Source organism: Acidovorax sp. SUPP950 (assembly GCF_030158935.1).
Taxonomy (GTDB): domain Bacteria; phylum Pseudomonadota; class Gammaproteobacteria; order Burkholderiales; family Burkholderiaceae_C; genus Paracidovorax.
The window spans coordinates 988,288-1,005,332 of sequence record NZ_BQXE01000002.1 but is presented as its reverse complement, the minus strand read 5'-3'; the positions used below and the strand labels follow the sequence as shown (position 1 = coordinate 1,005,332).

At 63.8% G+C, this 17,045-nt stretch carries 17 protein-coding genes; all 17 read right to left on the bottom strand.

Going from position 1 to position 17,045, the window contains the following annotated elements; all coding sequences use genetic code 11:
• Positions 1 to 2: 2 nt before the first annotated feature.
• A complete protein-coding gene (hflX, locus tag AVME950_RS13715) occupies positions 3 to 1,181 on the bottom strand; it encodes a GTPase HflX (protein ID WP_284430217.1) in 1,179 nt (392 codons plus the stop codon).
• A gap of 55 nt (positions 1,182 to 1,236) precedes the next feature.
• Positions 1,237 to 1,491: an RNA chaperone Hfq gene (gene hfq, locus AVME950_RS13710; protein ID WP_272568224.1), complete on the bottom strand. Its 255-nt coding sequence runs from the start codon at positions 1,489 to 1,491 to the stop codon at positions 1,237 to 1,239.
• A 99-nt stretch (positions 1,492 to 1,590) separates the two neighbouring features.
• A complete protein-coding gene (gene der / locus AVME950_RS13705; protein WP_284430216.1) occupies positions 1,591 to 2,934 on the bottom strand; it encodes a ribosome biogenesis GTPase Der in 1,344 nt (447 codons plus the stop codon).
• 13 nt (positions 2,935 to 2,947) lie between these two features.
• Entirely contained in the window at positions 2,948 to 4,120 is a 1,173-nt protein-coding gene (gene bamB / locus AVME950_RS13700) for an outer membrane protein assembly factor BamB (RefSeq protein ID WP_284430215.1), read from the bottom strand.
• Complete coding sequence (locus tag AVME950_RS13695) at positions 4,117 to 4,797, bottom strand: YfgM family protein (RefSeq protein ID WP_284430214.1); 681 nt, start codon at positions 4,795 to 4,797, stop codon at positions 4,117 to 4,119. Before AVME950_RS13695 ends, bamB begins: the two co-directional genes overlap by 4 nt.
• 12 nt (positions 4,798 to 4,809) lie before the next feature.
• Positions 4,810 to 6,144: a histidine--tRNA ligase gene (gene hisS, locus AVME950_RS13690; RefSeq protein WP_284430255.1), complete on the bottom strand. Its 1,335-nt coding sequence runs from the start codon at positions 6,142 to 6,144 to the stop codon at positions 4,810 to 4,812.
• 74 nt (positions 6,145 to 6,218) lie between these two features.
• Positions 6,219 to 7,463, bottom strand: coding sequence for a flavodoxin-dependent (E)-4-hydroxy-3-methylbut-2-enyl-diphosphate synthase (gene ispG / locus AVME950_RS13685; protein WP_284402501.1), 1,245 nt, complete (start codon positions 7,461 to 7,463; stop codon positions 6,219 to 6,221).
• A 32-nt stretch (positions 7,464 to 7,495) separates the two neighbouring features.
• The gene (locus AVME950_RS13680) at positions 7,496 to 8,422 is read right to left on the bottom strand and encodes a helix-turn-helix domain-containing protein (protein ID WP_284430213.1); all 927 of its coding nucleotides are present in this window, start codon (positions 8,420 to 8,422) and stop codon (positions 7,496 to 7,498) included.
• A complete protein-coding gene (pilW, locus tag AVME950_RS13675) occupies positions 8,415 to 9,248 on the bottom strand; it encodes a type IV pilus biogenesis/stability protein PilW (protein ID WP_284430212.1) in 834 nt (277 codons plus the stop codon). The genes AVME950_RS13680 and pilW overlap by 8 nt, the downstream gene beginning before the upstream one ends.
• Positions 9,249 to 9,400: 152 nt before the next feature.
• A complete protein-coding gene (rlmN, locus tag AVME950_RS13670) occupies positions 9,401 to 10,522 on the bottom strand; it encodes a dual-specificity RNA methyltransferase RlmN (RefSeq protein WP_284430211.1) in 1,122 nt (373 codons plus the stop codon).
• A gap of 87 nt (positions 10,523 to 10,609) precedes the next feature.
• The gene (gene ndk, locus AVME950_RS13665) at positions 10,610 to 11,035 is read right to left on the bottom strand and encodes a nucleoside-diphosphate kinase (protein WP_272568219.1); all 426 of its coding nucleotides are present in this window, start codon (positions 11,033 to 11,035) and stop codon (positions 10,610 to 10,612) included.
• Between the two features lie 101 nt (positions 11,036 to 11,136).
• The gene (locus AVME950_RS13660; RefSeq protein WP_284430210.1) at positions 11,137 to 12,591 is read right to left on the bottom strand and encodes a pseudouridine synthase; all 1,455 of its coding nucleotides are present in this window, start codon (positions 12,589 to 12,591) and stop codon (positions 11,137 to 11,139) included.
• Positions 12,588 to 13,355 carry an SMC-Scp complex subunit ScpB gene (gene scpB, locus AVME950_RS13655; protein ID WP_284430209.1) on the bottom strand — a complete coding sequence of 256 codons (768 nt, stop codon included), beginning with the start codon at positions 13,353 to 13,355 and terminating at the stop codon, positions 12,588 to 12,590. Before scpB ends, AVME950_RS13660 begins: the two co-directional genes overlap by 4 nt.
• Before the next feature lie 150 nt (positions 13,356 to 13,505).
• Positions 13,506 to 14,522, bottom strand: a complete 1,017-nt coding sequence (locus AVME950_RS13650; protein ID WP_502869404.1) for an RluA family pseudouridine synthase — start codon at positions 14,520 to 14,522, stop codon at positions 13,506 to 13,508.
• Positions 14,519 to 15,409, bottom strand: coding sequence for a peptidoglycan DD-metalloendopeptidase family protein (locus tag AVME950_RS13645; RefSeq protein ID WP_272568212.1), 891 nt, complete (start codon positions 15,407 to 15,409; stop codon positions 14,519 to 14,521). The genes AVME950_RS13650 and AVME950_RS13645 overlap by 4 nt, the downstream gene beginning before the upstream one ends.
• 11 nt (positions 15,410 to 15,420) lie before the next feature.
• The gene (locus tag AVME950_RS13640) at positions 15,421 to 16,191 is read right to left on the bottom strand and encodes a protein-L-isoaspartate(D-aspartate) O-methyltransferase (RefSeq protein ID WP_272568210.1); all 771 of its coding nucleotides are present in this window, start codon (positions 16,189 to 16,191) and stop codon (positions 15,421 to 15,423) included.
• On the bottom strand, positions 16,188 to 16,982 hold the full coding sequence (surE, locus tag AVME950_RS13635) for a 5'/3'-nucleotidase SurE (RefSeq protein ID WP_284430208.1): 795 nt from the start codon (positions 16,980 to 16,982) through the stop codon (positions 16,188 to 16,190). Before surE ends, AVME950_RS13640 begins: the two co-directional genes overlap by 4 nt.
• Between the last annotated feature and the right edge of the window lie 63 nt (positions 16,983 to 17,045).

Genomic DNA, 17,045 nt, shown 5'->3' with positions numbered 1-17,045 from the left:
AATCAGGCACTGTCTGGAGGCAATTCAGCATCGGCACCTAGGGTCATGGATGTCGGCTGGGCCTTGGGCACGCTGTCCGACAATCCGCGCCTCAAGGAAGGAAGCCCTTCTCCAGAGCCAGCACTCAGGAAGAACCGCTGAACGGGGGTACCTTGCATGTCGTAGATGTCATTCAGGACTTCCGGCCGTTGGTCGAGCGACAACATGTCCAGCTTGTTGAAGACCAGTATCTGGGGCACGTTCGCAGCGCCGATTTCAGAGAGCACCCGCTGGACTTCCGCAATTTGCTCTGGAAAGTTGGGATTCGATGCATCCACCACATGCAGCAGAAGATCTGCATCCACTGCCTCCTGGAGAGTGGCCTGGAACGCATCAATCAGTCCATGGGGAAGATCACGAATGAACCCCACGGTGTCCGACAAAGACACCGATCGCCCTGCCTCTGCAAGATAGAGTTGGCGAGTCGTCGTATCCAATGTGGCAAACAGCTGATCTGCGGCGTACGCTCGCGCTTTTACCAGTGCATTGAACAGTGTGGATTTACCGGCATTCGTGTACCCCACCAACGATATGTTGAAGGTATCCCGGCGCTTGCGCTGGCGTCGCTGTGTGGAGCGCTGACGCTTGACCTTTTCGAGTCTTTCGCGCGTGCGCTTGATCGACTCACCGATCATTCTTCGATCAAGCTCGATCTGTGTTTCGCCTGGCCCACCCCGGGCTCCAATGCCCCCGCGCTGACGCTCAAGATGGGACCAGCGTCGGACAAGCCTAGTGCTCAGGTATTGGAGTTTTGCCAACTCTACCTGCAGCTTGCCCTCATGGCTTCTGGCACGCTGGGCAAAGATTTCCAAGATCAACAACGTTCGATCATTGACCGGGAGATCCAGATGCCGTTCGAGATTGCGTTGTTGCGCCGGACTCAAGGCCTGGTCGAACAGCACTTCCACGGCCTGATGCATCTGCGCGAGCAGCCGGATCTCGTCCGCCTTGCCACTGCCTACAAACAAGGCGGCATCAGGGGCTTTGCGCTTGCAGGTGATTCGCGCCACTGGATTCAAGCCCGCCGTTTGAGCAAGCAGACCCAACTCTTCCAACTCACCGTCGAAATGGGGCAAACCAAAATCAACGCCAACCAGGATGACTGGCGTCTTCGGCGAGTCAGGCGTATCGTATGAACTCAAGACGATCCGCCCAAAGGCGTGTTCGCTACATGCCCGTCGGGCATACCACCTTCGTTCAAGAGTTACCGGCCTCGGCGTCGGGCGCTTCAGCCGTGGAGAAGTTGACAGCGCGACCTGGGACGATGGTGGAAATGGCGTGTTTGTAGACCATCTGGGTGACCGTGTTACGCAGCAGCACCACGTATTGGTCAAATGATTCGATCTGGCCCTGAAGCTTGATGCCGTTCACGAGGTAAATCGAAACGGGTACATGCTCGCGACGGAGCGCGTTCAGGAAGGGATCTTGAAGAAGTTGGCCTTTGTTGCTCACGATATTCTCCGTGTTCAGGAATATTGTTGTAAAGCGGCACCTTACCACAGCTGCAAGGGTATCGAAGGAAAACCGACGAAACCCCTCGCAAGCGCTGGGCTAGTGGTCACCCTTGTCGGTGAAGGGATTGTGCGACGTCTTCAACTCGATGCGAAGGGGGGTCCCGACCAGATCGAACTCTTTGCGGAAACGGCCTTCTAGGAAGCGCTTGTACGCTTCCGTGACATGCTCCAACGAATTGCCATGAACCACGATGACAGGCGGATTCATGCCGCCTTGGTGGGCGTATCGCAACTTTGGCCGGAACATGCCAGAACGCTTGGGCGCCTGGAACTGCACCGCCTCCAGCAACAACCGCGTCAATACGGGCGTGGACATCTTGCACATCGCCGCTTTCTGGGCCTGCACGATGGATGTCCACAAAGGGCCCAACCCCTGGCGCTTCTTTGCCGAAATGAAATGCAACGACGCAAACTTGAGAAACGACAACCGCGTCTCGATGGAACGCTCCAGCAGCTGGCGACCGTAGTCGTCCATGGCATCCCATTTGTTGACCGCCAAGACCACCGCGCGGCCACTTTCAAGAATGTATCCAGCGATGTGCGCATCCTGGTCGGTGACCCCCTGTGTCGCATCGAGGACGAGAAGCACCACATTGGCAGACTCAATGGCTTGCAGTGTCTTCACCACCGAGAACTTCTCGATGGCTTCGAACACCTTGCCTTTTCGACGCAAGCCTGCGGTGTCGACCAGCTCAAAACGCTGGCCATTGCGCTCGAAAGGAACGGAAATGGCGTCCCGCGTGGTCCCTGGCATATCGAATGCCACCAAGCGCTCCTCGCCCAGCCACGTATTGATCAGGGTAGACTTACCGACATTCGGGCGACCAGCTACCGCAAGCTTGACCACGCTCTTGTCTTCGGCTTCCGCGTCTTCATCCGGATCCGGCGAGTGCAGAGGCTCCAGAGCCAACTCAACCAAGCTGCGAATACCCTGTCCGTGGGCTGCTGAAATGGGATAGACCTCGCCCAACCCCAACTCATAGAACTCGACGAGCTGCACCCCCTCGCGCATTCCCTCGGCCTTGTTGCCGACAAGGAGGCAGGGCTTGCCCAGGCGCCGCAGGTAGTTGGCGATGTCATGGTCCTGAGCAGAAAGCCCGGCGCGGGCATCGACAACAAAGATGACGACATCGGCCTCCGCAACGGCCTGCTGCGTCTGCTTGGCCATCTCGCGGTAGATGCCGCTGGCGGCATCGGGCTCGAAGCCTCCGGTGTCGATCACGATGTATTCGTGCTTGCCCTGCTTTCCGTTCCCGTAGTGCCGGTCACGCGTCAAGCCTGCAAAGTCGGCAACGATCGCATCTCTCGATTTCGTCAGCCGGTTGAAGAGTGTGGATTTCCCCACATTGGGGCGACCGACCAAAGCGATGACTGGTTTCATCCAGATCAACCCGTCAATCCGGGCGAAAGCCGTAAACGCCGCCATTGCGCGTTACGACCACCAGAGTGCCACCGGCCGACACCGGCGCTGCAGCGATGCCCGAACCATCCGTGGTCATCCGATTCAGCGGTGAACCATCTTCACGCGAAAGCAGGTGCACCAAACCCGTGTCATCTCCGACGACGACCGACCTGCCAAGCAACAGCGGTGCGGTCAAGCGGCGGTATTGAAGTCGGTCCGAAGACCAAGCGCGCGAGCCATCGGCACGCCGCCAGGCAACCACCACGCCATTGCTCTCCGTGCCGAAAATCGTGGTGTCATCGCCGTGAATGCCTTCCGTTCCGTTGGCCGGCTGTGTCCAGGCCACGGTACCTCGCACCGTGTTCACACAGCCCACCGTGGACACAAAAGCACGGGCACAAACACTGTCGCCCTCGCGGCTGGTGCGGCCGACCAATTCAACCAACCGCTCGACATCATTGGTTCCTCTGGGGCTGGCCAGCGGCGCTTCCCAACGTACCGTGCCATTGTCGGGATTGAATCCGACCATCCGGCCCGCCAGTCCCGCGACCAGCGTGTCGCCCACCGCCGTCAATACACCCGACTGGCGCAACACCAAAGGCTCTCCCGGCCTGGGTTGATTCCACAAACGAAGCCCCGTAGCAGCATCAAACGCAGAAACGGACCGATCGGCCGCCAAGACAAAGATGCGATTGCCCGCAACCAACGGCGCTGTGTACGCTTGCGCGGACAGAGGCTTGCGCCAGATCTCGCGGCCATCGGACAAGGCAATCAACTGGTTATCGACGGAAACCACAGCGGCCCACTTGCCGTCGCTGCCCACACCAGCAGACAAAGGCGTGCCAAGGCTGGCTCGCCAGACATCACCGCCGGTGCGCGCATCGACGGCAGCGACCACGCCATCCGAAGAAGCCACCGTCACTGTGTTGCCATTGACATGCACATCCAGCGGCAGGCGACCGATGCCGCCCACTTTCGACGTCCACGCCTGACGCACACCGATCACTGGCACGTTCGCACCCAACTCGGCGGGTTTCGGCTTTGCGGGACCGCCCCACAGGGAGCAACCGGTCAACAGTAGAAAGCACGCCGTTACCACGGCAGCGACCGCTGCGCGTGGCGCACCCAAACGTGTTGTCTGAAAACCCATGCGACCGCGCATCATTTGGAGTCTCCTGCAGTCGCTGCCGAGGCCACGAGTTGTGGCTGCACACCCAGGGCATGGAGCTTCACCTCGACCAAGCGGCGGTACTCCATGCCTTCTTCCAGCGATTTGTAGGCACGCTGGTATTCAGCGATGGCTTCCGACTTCTTGTCCAGCAGCGCCAATGCGTCGCCCTTGCGGTCCGCAACCAAGGCATCGAACTCTGCAGGAAAACTTCCAGACAACTGCTTCAGCGCTTCGTCGTATGCCTTTTGGTCCATCAGTAGGCTGGCAAGTCGCAGTCTGGCCAGTGCTTTGTAGCCCGCATCCGAAGCATTGTCGGCAACCCAAGCCAGGGCCGCCTTGGCACCGTCTGGATTGCCGCTTTCCACCAAGCTTTTGGCCACCAGAAGACCGGCTTGCCCCGCCTTTGTCGTACCGCCATACCGCGATTTGAGGTCGCCGAAAGCCTGCTCCAAGCGCGCGGTGTCTTTTGCCTGCGCAGCCGTTTCCACGGCATCGGATAGCGCAGCGGCTTGTGCCGCCTGTCGGTTCTGCCAATACTGGTATCCGTTCCATGCCGCAAACGCGCCGAAAACCAACACCAGGATGCCACTGATCAGCGTGCCCCAGGTGTTCCAGAAATGCTTGAGTTGGTCAAGCTGCTCTTGTTCTTCAAGATCGAGGTGATTTGCCATGTAGGGTCTCTGTTAGCGGGGGGATTGTAGAGTGGGCGCCCAGTCGGGCAGCGCATCGAGCGCCCGCTCCACTTGGTCACCCCCGCCTTCCCGCAGTGGTTTGATCGTCACGGCCGATCGCGCAAGCTCGTCGGAACCAAAGATCAATGCATGCCTGCAGCCGCTGGCATCGGCCTTCTTGAACTGCGATTTCATGCTGCCCATGCCTTCGCCCCGAACCGCAGGGCTGTGCATCTGCACGCTCACACCCAAGGCCCGCAACTGCTGCAGCACGGCCATGACTGCGGGCAACGACTTCTCGTCCGGCACGATGGCATAGGCATCGGCCACCAGCATGGGTGGGGCCGCTTCTTGCTCTTTGACGAGTTCCAGCACACGCTCGACTCCAAGGGCCCATCCCACCGCCGGCGCGGGCTTGCCCCCAATTTGCTCGAAGAGATAGTCGTAGCGCCCCCCGCCGCAAATGGTGCCTTGGGAGCCGAGTTGCTCCGTCACGAACTCAAAGACCGTGAGGTTGTAGTAGTCCATGCCCCGGACCAGGCGCGGATTGACGGTCCAGGCCACGCCATTCGCATCGAGGATGGCCTTGACGGTATCGAAGTGGCGCCTGGATTCTTCGCCAAGGTAGTCCAGGAGCTTGGGGGCCGCTTGCACCAAGCTCTGCATGGCTGGATTCTTCGTATCCAGGATGCGCAGGGGATTGCTGTGCAGGCGGCGGCGAGCATCCTCGTCCAAGAGCTCGGAATGGCTTTCCAGATAGGCGATGAGTGCAGCGCGGTGGGCTTTGCGCTCTTCAGGTTGCCCAAGGCTGTTGAGTTCCAGGCGAACGTCTTTCAGGCCCAGTTCCTTCCAGAGCGCATCCGCCAGCAGGATCAGCTCGGCGTCGACCTCAGCGCCATGGAAACCCATGGCTTCGGCACCGATCTGATGAAACTGCCGGTATCGGCCCCGCTGGGGACGCTCATGGCGGAACATCGGACCCATGTAGTACAGGCGTTTGCCGCCGTCGTACAGCATCGAATGCTCCGCTGCGGCACGAACAACGCCTGCCGTCGCCTCGGGACGCAGCGTCAGATGCTCGCCGTTCAAACGGTCCTCGAACGAATACATTTCCTTTTCGACGATATCGGTCACTTCGCCCAAGCCACGCACGAACAGCGCCGTCGGTTCGACGATGGGCGTTCGCACATTGCGATAGGCATATCGGGCCATGAGTGCCCGCACCTTGTCTTCCAGCCATTCCCAGCGCGCCGAGTCAGTGGGAAGAATATCGTTCATGCCTTTGACGGCCACCAATTTGCCGGTCTTTGGCAGAGGATTGCTTGTCTTGTTGCTCACGGAATGCATCAATGGGTTAAGTGACTGGCACGCCAGCAGCGGCCTGCGCATGCGCAGGCTCGGAAGGCGGCTTTCAATTCAGATCAAGAAGCAGCGACCGCCGTGCTGAAGCGATCGGCGATGTAGCGTTCGACGAGTTGCTGGAACTCCTGCGCGATATTGTCGCCGCGCAGGGTCAAGGCCTTCTCTCCGTCGATGAAGACGGGCGCGGCCGGGGCCTCTCCGGTGCCTGGCAAGCTGATGCCGATGTCGGCGTGCTTGCTTTCACCCGGGCCGTTCACGATGCAGCCCATCACTGCCACTTTGATCTTTTCGACCCCGGGGTATTTGAGTCGCCAGACCGGCATCTGCGACCGCAGAAAGTCATCGATCTGCTTGGCCAATTCCTGAAAGGTGGTGCTGGTCGTGCGCCCGCAACCAGGGCAAGCGGTCACGCTGGGCACGAACATGCGCAACCCCAGCGCCTGCAAAATTTCGGAAGCCACGACGACTTCCTGGGTGCGGGCCTCGCCAGGCTGCGGCGTGAGGGAGACGCGGATGGTGTCGCCGATGCCTTCCTGCAAAAGAATCGACAAGGCCGTAGTGGATGCCACGGTTCCCTTGGTGCCCATGCCCGCTTCGGTCAGGCCCAGGTGCAAAGCGTAGTCGCAGCGCTTTGCCAACTCACGGTAAACGGACACCAGATCCTGCACTCCGCTGACCTTGCACGAGAGGATGATCTGGTTGCCATCCAGACCCATTTCCTCGGCGCGCTTTGCCGATTCGATGGCCGAAGTGATCAGCGCTTCATACATGACCTGCCGCGCATCCCAAGGAGACGGCCGTCGATTGTTGGCATCCATGAGCTCGGCGAGCAACTCCTGGTCGAGACTGCCCCAGTTGACACCGATTCGCACGGCCTTGTCCCAGCGCATGGCCGCGTCGATCATCTGGCCGAACTGGCGGTCGCGCTTGTCGCCCTTGCCGACATTGCCGGGGTTGATGCGGTACTTGGACAGCGCCTGGGCGCAATCGGGGTATTCGGTCAGCAGCCGATGCCCGTTGTAATGGAAGTCGCCCACCAGCGGAACGGTTTCGCCCATGCGATCGAGCTGTTCACGGATATAGGGAACCGCCGCAGCCGCTTCGGGCGTGTTCACGGTGATCCGGACGAACTCGGAGCCGGCCTGCGCCAGTTCCTTGATCTGTATCGCAGTGCCAATTGCATCAACGGTGTCGGTATTGGTCATGGATTGCACGCGAACGGGTGCGTCTCCGCCCACCGTGACAACACGCGAGCCCCATGTGATTCGGGCTTGCCGCGAGCGTCGCGGCTGGGGCGCCGCCATCGCGATCGGAAAAGTGGGGGTCAAGAAATGATTCACGGTTTCACCTCAAATCGGGCAACGTTTTCGCGCGAAACGCCTTTGAGTTCCAAAGGCTTGCCGTGGACGACCACTTCGGTGACGTCGGCCTTGCCGATGACCACGGACCATGGCGGGGTTCCCGGAACCGTCACGCTCTCGCCGGCCGCCAGGACACGCTGAAGGACGGTGGCTCCCGCCGCACTGCGCACCTGAACCCACGATTCTCCGCGCGTGCGAATGACCAGGGCGGCATCCGGACTACCTGCCGGTGCAGATGCCGGGGCCTCAGGCGCGGCCACTGCAGCCGTCGCCGCGGGCGATACGCCCGATGGGCTTGCCATGGAAGATGGCACAGAAGCCGACGGGGCTGGAGCCGAAAGTGCAGTCACTGGCTGGGCGGGACTGGCAGGATCGGCCCCTTTGGTCCCTTCGGCTTCCGGGGCCGTGCCTGTCACCGCCACTGTTTCATTTCCGGCCACGCCATCGGGCCGATGGGGCCACAGCAGCACGGCAGCAGCGCCCACCAGCAACACGATCACCGCGAAGATGGCAGTGCGGGAACCCGACCCGCTGGAAGACGACGCCAACTGGCCGCTGCCAGGCTTGAACGATGCGTTGATGCCTCGGTGCGCCGACAGTGCAGGCGGCTCATTGCGCGGCAGCAGCGCCAGCACGGGCGCAGGGTCCACCTTGAGCGTGCGGCACATGCTGGAGGCCAGGGCACGCACAAAAACCACGTCCGGAAAAACCTCGAAGTAACCCGCTTCCAAGGCTTCCAGCTTGTGCACAGGCACCTTGAGGGCCACGGCCAGCGCCGCGACGTGCACACCTGCGGATTCGCGGGCTTGACGCAGCATCAGGCCCGCAGCCACGCTGTCCTGGGTTGGCGAGACTTCACTGTTCAAAGGCTGTCCCTCGTGCCCCACCACCGGCTCATTCATTGAACGCCCCTCGGTCATATGCCATCAATTCTTTGGAGTCAGGAAAACGCTTGCGCAGTTGTTCGGCGAGCTGCCGCATCGCCACCGAATCACTCAACGCCCGCTCGATCTTGATGCCCAGCCAAAGCGATTCCGCATTGGCGAACTCGCTGTTGTTCAGGCGGCGAATGTAGAACTGCGCACGCTTGATCTCGCCGCGGCGAAACATGAGCGACGACAGGTTGTATCCCACCACAGGGTTGCCCGCATCCAGTTCATACGCTTTGAGCAATGTCTGCTCGGCTTCTGCGATCTGCCCAGCACGCTCCTGGCAAAGGCCTTGGGCCATGAGCGTTTTGCTGCGAGCGGTATAGGTCCGGCTGGCCAGGGCTCGCTCGAAATACTGCTGGCTTTCCGCGTACTTCTGTTGCTGGCACAAAAGCCAGCCATAGTTGTGCAGCAGGTTGGGCTCGGACGGGTGAAAGCCGAGTGCACGGCGAAAGCTCTCTTCCGCCAGCGGCAGATCCCCCAGGCGCAGATAAATCAGCCCGCGCAAGTTGTAGGCATCGCCGTACGACGGGTCGGTGGTCAGCGATTGGCGCACTTCGTCCAGCGCCACCGTGGTCTGGCCCATCTCAAGATAATTGGCAGCCAGTTCCAACCGGAGCCTGGCGCGGCGGCGGGTTTCCGTCTCTTCCGATGGCGTGACGTACTCCGCACTGCCAGACGAGGCATTCGAGCCGCCAGGCGCTGCGCACCCACTCAAGCCCGCCAACCCGACCGCGGCAAGGCACAAGGCCATCGCCCATCGGGCATGCCGCTCAACAACCGCGACCGATCTCGTCATGTAGATCCTTCCTGCTTAAGGGCAATGCGTGCCATGCGCCAGCTTCCGGAAAAGGTGATTTGAAAATCCCAATGGCGGCATCGCTTCACCCCTTTGCCCGTCACGGCGCTCTCCGAGATGGCGGGCCCATGGGGGTCACGCCGCACCGAAAATCACATCACAGGCTTGAGCACGATGGTGCGCTGCTTGGCCATGCGCTCGGCGGCCCGGGTGCGGTCTTTCACATCTCCCGCCAGTTGGCCGCACGCGGCGTCGATATCGTCGCCACGCGTTTTGCGCACGGTCGTAACGATACCCGCATCACTCAACAACTTTGCGAAAACCGCAACTTGCTGCGGGGTCGATCGGTGGAGGCCGGAAGCGGGAAAGGGATTGAATGGAATCAGGTTGAACTTGCAGCGAACACCCTGCCCATGGCGGGGTCGCACCAGATCGATGAGTTGCCGGGCATGTTCTGCCTGGTCGTTCACGCCATCGAGCATGCAATATTCGAAGGTGATGAAATCGCGCGGCGCATGCGCCAGATAGCGCTGGCAGGCATCCAGAAGCTCCTGCAATGGGTACTTGCGATTGAGCGGTACCAGGTTGTCACGCAGCGGATCGTTGGGCGCGTGCAGCGAAACGGCGAGTGCCACGGGGCAGTCCTGGGAAAGCCGATCCATCATGGGAACGACGCCCGAGGTCGACACCGTCACGCGGCGCCGGGACAGGCCGTAGCCGTGATCGTCCAGCATGGCACGCAACGCGGGCACAAGCGCGGTGTAATTCTGCAGCGGCTCGCCCATGCCCATCATCACGACGTTGGAGATGATGCGTTCTTCGCTGCCCAGCCTTCGGCGCAGCGCATGCTCCGCGAACCACAACTGGGCGATGATCTCGCCTGTGGTCAGGTTGCGGCTGAAACCTTGGTGTCCGGTAGAGCAGAAACGGCATCCCACGGCGCATCCGGCCTGGGAAGAAATGCACAGGGTGCCCCGGTCATCCTCTGGAATGAACACGGTTTCGACCGCATTGCCGTCACCCACGTCGAACAGCCACTTGACCGTGCCGTCCGTCGAGACATGCTCGCTCACCACCGGCAATGCCTGCACATGGGCGCAGGACTTTAGTTTTTCCCGCAGCGACTTCGCCAGATCGCTCATCTGGTCGAAATCGTGCGCGCCCCGCTGGTGAATCCAGCGGAACAATTGGGTCGCCCGAAAACGCTTCTCCCCCAGCTGCTCGCAAAACGCAGCCAGACCGTCGAGGTCGAAGTCAAGGAGATTGGTGGTCATCGGAGCGAAGGCTGTTCACGTCGATCACCGCCCCCCGCGCTGGGCGCGCGGCCTGGGCAGCGCTCCGGCGCAAGGGTGGATCGCATATCAGCGCGAGTAGATGTTGAGGCCAGGGAAGAAGAAAGCCACTTCTGCCTGAGCGGTTTCCACGGCGTCGGAACCGTGCACGGCGTTGGCATCGATGCTGTCTGCGAAGTCAGCGCGGATCGTGCCGGCTTCTGCCTTCTTGGGGTCGGTGGCGCCCATGAGTTCGCGGTTCTTCAGGATGGCGTTCTCGCCTTCCAGGGCCTGGATCATCACCGGGCCGGAGATCATGAAGTCCACCAGGTCCTTGAAGAAAGGACGCTCCTTGTGCACGCCGTAGAACTGTTCGGCTTCCAGGCGCGACAGGTGGGCCATGCGTGCTGCGACCACCTTGAGGCCAGCGGCTTCGAAGCGGGCGTAAATTTGGCCGATGACGTTCTTGGCCACTGCGTCGGGCTTGATGATGGAGAGGGTGCGTTCGATAGCCATGTTGATTTTCCTGGAGAGTGGTTGATCTATTTGAATTTTTCGCCCTGCGGACAAAGCCCTCGATTCTAACTGGGCGGATTAATTCCCCAAGGCGCGAAGGCTCAGCGACCGCCGCGGCGCGGCGGGCCGTTGCGTTTCTGGTCCTGCCGGTAGCGCGACAAGCTGTCCGTGCCGATGTAGCCCACCGACGTCTTCATCGGATCCGGCTGGCTGCCAGCGCCGCCACCGCCGCCCTGGCGCCCACCGGGTGCGCCGTCCTTGCCGCGCCCTGCGCCAGATCCATAGCCCGGCTTGCGCGCAGAAGATGGCGCGGCCGCATCGCGCGGCGCGCCATTGTTGCGACCACGGGGCCCGCCACGGCGCAAGCCGCTCTTGCGGTCCGCAGGTCCGGCAGGTGCCTCGACCGTCTCTCTGGGGGCCTTGTTGCCACCACCCACGGCCTGCATGAGCGCGCGGATATCGCGCTCGTCCAGTTCCAGCCACGCGCCGCGCTTGAGCCCGCGGGGCAGCATCATCGCGCCGTAGCGGATGCGGATGAGCCGGCTGACCGCATGGCCCACGGCCTCCAGCATGCGCCGGACCTCACGGTTGCGGCCTTCGGAGATGGTCACGCGATACCAGCAGTTGGAGCCTTCGCCGCCGCCATCCTCGATGGAGCCGAACGAAGCCATGCCGTCGTCGAGCTGCACGCCGTCAAGCAACCGCTGCTTTTCTTCGTTGCTGAGTGCGCCCAGCACCCGCACGGCATATTCACGCTCCAGGCCAAAGCGGGGGTGCATCAACTGGTTGGCCAACTCGCCCGAACTGGTGAACAGCAGCAAGCCCTCGGTGTTCAGGTCCAGCCGCCCCACGGACTGCCACTTTCCGTGGGCGAGCCGCGGCAGCTTGCGAAACACGGTGGGCCGGTTCTGGGGATCGTCGTGCGTCACCACTTCGCCCGCTGGCTTGTGGTACGCGATGACCCGGGCCGGAGGGGGATCGATGCGGTAGCGAATGGGCCGGCCATTCACCTTCACCTGATCGCCGAACTGCACGCGTTGGCCGATGTGCGCCGGCTCGTTGTTGACCGAAATCCGACCTTCCAGGATCAATTGCTCCATTTCCAGGCGCGAGCCCAGCCCCGCCTGGGCCAGCACCTTGTGCAGCTTGGGCGTTTCCACCTGCGGCAGCAGGACGCGACGCGCTGGCACTGCGTCGGCGGCCGTCTCGTCCTCATCCAGGCGGCCGGACACCACGTCGGCGAACTGATAGCCCGGTGTGGTACGCGCCCCCGCGGCCGGGCGAGGCCCCGAAGAACGTTCCGATCTGGGTGAAGCGGGCTCAGTCCGCACTGGCGCAGGGGCAGCCTCCACCGCCGTCCCGGCCGGTGCAGCGACAGCCTCGGCATCCTGCGCGGACTCGGCAGAAGCCTCCACCGGCTGGCCTGCTGCCGCGTCGGACGCCTTCGGCGCCTTCTTGCGGGGCGGCTTGCGGGCCGCGGGCTTCTTCACGCTGTCGTCTGCCTCGGCGGGCAACGCGGGCTGGTCGTCGGCAGGTTCTGAAATGGGATCGTTCATGGGAGACTCTCTGGTGTGCCGTTATCGGCGTCTTTTGGCTTCTCGTGCGAGGGGGCCAGCACGTCTTCTTCGTCGGATGGGCGCGGCGTGTCTTCTGTGGATGGGCCGGTGACCGGCTCCGTTTCGGAGCCCTGCGGCACCGAAGGCACCGCCTCTGCCACAGGGGGGTGATCCCCCGGCGCCGGCTCGGCAGGTGCGTCGAGCGGCAAGGTGCCGCCAGAACCCAGGGCTTCGAGCACGCTGGCCTGCACGGCCGGATTTTCCATCACGGGCAACTGGTCGAGCGACTGCAGCCCGAGGTCGTCCAGAAACTGCCGCGTGGTGGCGAACAGGGCGGGCCGGCCCACGGTTTCGCGGTGCCCGATGACCTCCACCCAGCCCCGGTCTTCCAGCTGCTTGACAATCAGGCTGTTCACGGTCACGCCGCGGATGTCCTCGATGTCGCCGCGCGTCACCGGCTGCCGGTAGGCAATGATGGCCAGCGTCTCCAGGGTGGCCCGGGTGTAGCGCGGCGGCTTTTCCGGATGCAGCCGGTCCAGGTACTCGCGCATTTCAGGGCGGCTCTGGAAACGCCAGCCCGTCGCGACCTGCACGAGCTCCACGCCCCGCAATGCCCAGTCCTGCTGGAGTTCCAGCAGGATGGTTTTCAGGGTATCGGTTCCGAGAGCGTCGTTGAAGAGCGTGCGCAACTCGCGCAGGGTCGCCGGTTGCGGAGCGCAGATCAGCGCGGTTTCAAGGACCCGTTTGGCGTCCACCGTATTCATGGTTCAGCAATTGCGGGGAAAGAGACGCCACGTGTCGAAAAGGGCGCCATGCCTGTCAAAGGGTTCGTTCAGCGGGACCGCACGCAAAGACCTTGGTGCTGTTCCCAGCCCTGCAGTGTGTCCATGCGGGCGAGTCGGCTGGTACAGCCGCTAGGCGCGATTGTAGCGCAGGCCCCAAAAATCCAAGGCGTTTTCCATGTCCTGTGGCAGAGGCGCATGGAACTCCATCGGCTTACCCGTCATGGGATGGGCGAAAGCCAGCCGGTACGCGTGCAGCGCCTGGCGCGCGAGCCCCCCCGCCGCTTCTCCGCCGTACAAGGCATCGCCCACCAGGGGATGGCGAAGCGAGGCCATGTGCACCCGGATCTGGTGCGTGCGCCCGGTGTGCAGCGTGCAGCGCACGAAGCAGACCGGATCGACGCTGTCGAGCAAGGCAATGTCCGTGCGCGCGGGCTTGCCCGACTGCGTGGCCAGGTCCACCACGGCCATGCGCAGGCGATTGCGCGGGTCGCGGCCAATGCTTCCCTCGACCACGCGCTGCTCCGGCCCGCTCCAGGGGCGGTGGCCGATGGCGAGGTACTGCCGGCTCACTTCGCGGGCGGCGATCATGCGCACCAGCGCATCCATGACGCCCCGCTCGCGCGCCACGACCATCAACCCGCTCGTGTCCTTGTCGAGCCGGTGGACGATGCCCGCCCGGGGCACCAGCAGCGCCTTGGGATCGCGGGCCAGCAGGCCGTTGAGCAAGGTCCCGCTCCAGTTGCCGGGCGCGGGGTGAACGACGAGCCCCGCAGGCTTGTGGATGACCAGCAGGTGCGCATCCTCGAACACCACGTCGATGGGGATGGACTCCGGACGGAAGGCCTGGCTCTGCTGAGTGGGCCGCAGTTCCACCGCGACCACATCGCCCGCCTTGACGCGGGCGGCAGGCTTGGCCGCGGCCTGCCCGTTGAGCAGAACGCCCCCCTGGGCCAGCAATTGCTGCAGATAGCTGCGCGAAAACTCGGGCACCTGATCGGCGAGCGCCCGGTCCAGGCGCTCACCGTGCTGCGCCTCGCCAATGGCGAACTCGCGAATCTCCTGCGAGGCTTCGCCGCCCTCCTCCAGGTCTTCGGTGCCGGCCTCTCCCTCGGGGAGCAGGCCGGGGCTGGACGGCAGCGTGTTCAACGCGCCGGCAGGTAGCGGGACGGATCGACCGGCTTGCCCTGGCGGCGGATCTCGAAGTGCAGCTTCACCCGGTCGGTGTCGGAGCTGCCCATTTCGGCGATCTTCTGGCCGCGGCGCACCGTCTGGTCTTCCTTCACCAGCAGGGTCTGGTTGTGGGCGTAGGCCGTCAGGTAGGTGTTGTTGTGCTTGAGGATCACGAGGTTGCCGTAGCCACGCAGGCCGGCGCCGGCATAGACGACCCGTCCATCCGCGGAGGCGAGCACGGGGTCGCCCGCCTTGCCGCCGATGTCATAACCCTTGTTGCGGGCCTCGTCGAAACCCGCCACGAGAGAACCCGACGATGGCCAGATGAAGGCCATGTCGTCCTCGCCGCCGGTTGCCGCAGGCGCGGGGCTGGGCGCAGGAGCGGGGGCGGCGGCCACGGCGGGGGCCGATGCGCCGGGCTTGGCACCGCTGGCGGGGGTGGCCGGGGCGATCGCGGACGAGGTGACCGGGCGGGTGACCACGCCGGTATCGCTGGCCACCGAGGGCGCTGGCGTGGCCGACGGCGCGGCCACGCGGAGCACCTGGCCAACCTCGATGAGGTTGGCGTTGTCCAGGTTGTTCCAGCGGGCGATGTCCTTCCAGCTTTGGCCGTTTTCCAGGCCGATGCGAATCAGGGTATCTCCTGGCTTGACCGTGTAGTAGCCGGGTTTGCCGGCGTTTTCAGCACCGGGCAGGGGCTTGGCCGCGGGAGCGACCACCATGCCGGGCTGGGAGGCGGATGTGGAAGCGGACGTGCCACGATCTTCCACCGGTGCCCTGTTGACGCGGGTACCGCAACCCGTCAGCACCAAGGCTGCGAGCGCTACCGAACCCCAACCAACAAGACCACGCGTAACCAACATAAGCAATCCCTTCAGGCAATCCCCGATTTTAGGGGGACAAAATGAACGGCCTCCAAAACGTTCTGTTTCAATCCGTGCGCCGTTTTGTCGATGACCAGCAACACCTGGTGGCCGCCGGCGCCCACCATGGGCGCCACGAGGCGGCCACCCACGGCCAGCTGGTCGATCCACGCCTGAGGGAGGGTCTCGCCGCCTGCCGCGGCGATGATGGCCGCATACGGCGCGCCCTTCGCATAGCCCACAGTGCCGTCGCCGAAGATGAGGTGCACGTTCGCGAGGCGCCAGGGACGCAGGTTGTCGCGCGCCTTCTCGTGCAACGCGCGCAAACGTTCGATGGTGTACACCTCGCGGGCCACGCGCCCCAGCACTGCGGCCTGGTAGCCGCAGCCGGTGCCGATCTCCAGCACGCGCCCCAGCCCGGCGGCGCGCGCGCCCTCCGCGCCCAGCAGCAGCTCCGTCATGCGGGCGACGATGCTCGGCTTGGAGATGGTCTGGCCCAGCCCGATCGGCAGGCTGGTGTCTTCGTAAGCCTGGTTGACGAGGGCGGTGTCCACGAAGCGGTGCCGCTCCACCGAGCCCATGGCCTGCAGCACGGCTGGCGATGCGATGCCCGAGGCCGCCAGGCGCTGCACCATGCGCGCGCGCACGGCGGCCGAATCGAGCCCCACGCCCTGCGGCATGGGCGGGGCATCGCGGCGCGGCGCGGGCTGCGATGGCGGCCGGGGCGCAGCGCCCGGCGGCGGGTCGATGCGGGCCGGAAAGCCGGGGCGGCGCTGGGTCATCGGGCGGGGGCCGGCGCGGGAGCGGCGGGCGCGTCGGGCACCAGGCGCGCCGCGGTCTGCGTCCAGTAGCCCAGGCCTTCGTGGTCGGTCAGGTCCACCTTCAAAGGGGTGATGGCCACATGGCCCTGGGCCGTGGCATGGAAGTCCGTGCCCTCGGCGTCGTCCTTGGCCGCGCCGGCGCCCCCGATCCAGTACATGACCTCCCCGCGCGGGCTTTGCTGCTCGATGACGCGCTCGGCCGCATGGCGGCGGCCCAGGCGGCACAGCCGCAGGGGCCGCAGTGCATCGAACGGCAGGTTGGGAATGTTCACATTGAGGAGCCAGGGCGCCTCGCCCACCAGGCTCTGCGCCTGCATCTGCTCGACGATCTCGCGCGCCTTGCGGGCGGCGGATTCGATCTCGCCCCAGCCCTTGTCCACCTGCGAGAACGCGATGGCCGGAATGCCGAAGAGGTAGCCCTCCATCGCAGCGCCCACGGTGCCGGAATAGATGGTGTCGTCGCCCATGTTGGCGCCGTTGTTGATGCCCGAGACGACCAGATCGGGCCGGTAGCCGAGCAGGCCGGTGAGCGCGATGTGCACGCAGTCCGCCGGGGTGCCGTTCACGTACCGGAAGCCGTTGGCCGCCTGGTGCACGTACAGCGGCGAATGCAGCGTGAGCGCATTGGACTTGGCGCTGTTGTTGTGTTCGGGCGCCACCACCTCGACGTCCGCGATGGTCTTGAGCGCATCGTGCAGGGCCACGATGCCGGGTGCCTGGTAGCCGTCGTCGTTGGAAATGAGGATCTTCATGGGTGGCAGGAAGCAGGGTGCGAGCGATTGTAGGCCGCGTCCGACACGGCCAGGCCGGGCCGC

What these genes read in the sequence shown, in the direction of transcription:
- AVME950_RS13680 (WP_284430213.1), bottom strand. Translation starts at nt 8,422, where the DNA reads ATGAATGAGCCGGTGGTGGGGCACGAGGGACAGCCTTTGAACAGTGAA.
- scpB (WP_284430209.1), bottom strand. Translation starts at nt 13,355, where the DNA reads ATGAATACGGTGGACGCCAAACGGGTCCTTGAAACCGCGCTGATCTGC.
- rlmN (WP_284430211.1), bottom strand. Translation starts at nt 10,522, where the DNA reads ATGACCACCAATCTCCTTGACTTCGACCTCGACGGTCTGGCTGCGTTT.
- AVME950_RS13660 (WP_284430210.1), bottom strand. Translation starts at nt 12,591, where the DNA reads ATGAACGATCCCATTTCAGAACCTGCCGACGACCAGCCCGCGTTGCCC.
- bamB (WP_284430215.1), bottom strand. Translation starts at nt 4,120, where the DNA reads ATGATGCGCGGTCGCATGGGTTTTCAGACAACACGTTTGGGTGCGCCA.
- surE (WP_284430208.1), bottom strand. Translation starts at nt 16,982, where the DNA reads ATGAAGATCCTCATTTCCAACGACGACGGCTACCAGGCACCCGGCATC.
- AVME950_RS13695 (WP_284430214.1), bottom strand. Translation starts at nt 4,797, where the DNA reads ATGGCAAATCACCTCGATCTTGAAGAACAAGAGCAGCTTGACCAACTC.
- der (WP_284430216.1), bottom strand. Translation starts at nt 2,934, where the DNA reads ATGAAACCAGTCATCGCTTTGGTCGGTCGCCCCAATGTGGGGAAATCC.
- pilW (WP_284430212.1), bottom strand. Translation starts at nt 9,248, where the DNA reads ATGACGAGATCGGTCGCGGTTGTTGAGCGGCATGCCCGATGGGCGATG.
- ispG (WP_284402501.1), bottom strand. Translation starts at nt 7,463, where the DNA reads ATGGCGGCGCCCCAGCCGCGACGCTCGCGGCAAGCCCGAATCACATGG.
- AVME950_RS13645 (WP_272568212.1), bottom strand. Translation starts at nt 15,409, where the DNA reads ATGTTGGTTACGCGTGGTCTTGTTGGTTGGGGTTCGGTAGCGCTCGCA.
- ndk (WP_272568219.1), bottom strand. Translation starts at nt 11,035, where the DNA reads ATGGCTATCGAACGCACCCTCTCCATCATCAAGCCCGACGCAGTGGCC.
- AVME950_RS13640 (WP_272568210.1), bottom strand. Translation starts at nt 16,191, where the DNA reads ATGACCCAGCGCCGCCCCGGCTTTCCGGCCCGCATCGACCCGCCGCCG.
- hisS (WP_284430255.1), bottom strand. Translation starts at nt 6,144, where the DNA reads ATGCATTCCGTGAGCAACAAGACAAGCAATCCTCTGCCAAAGACCGGC.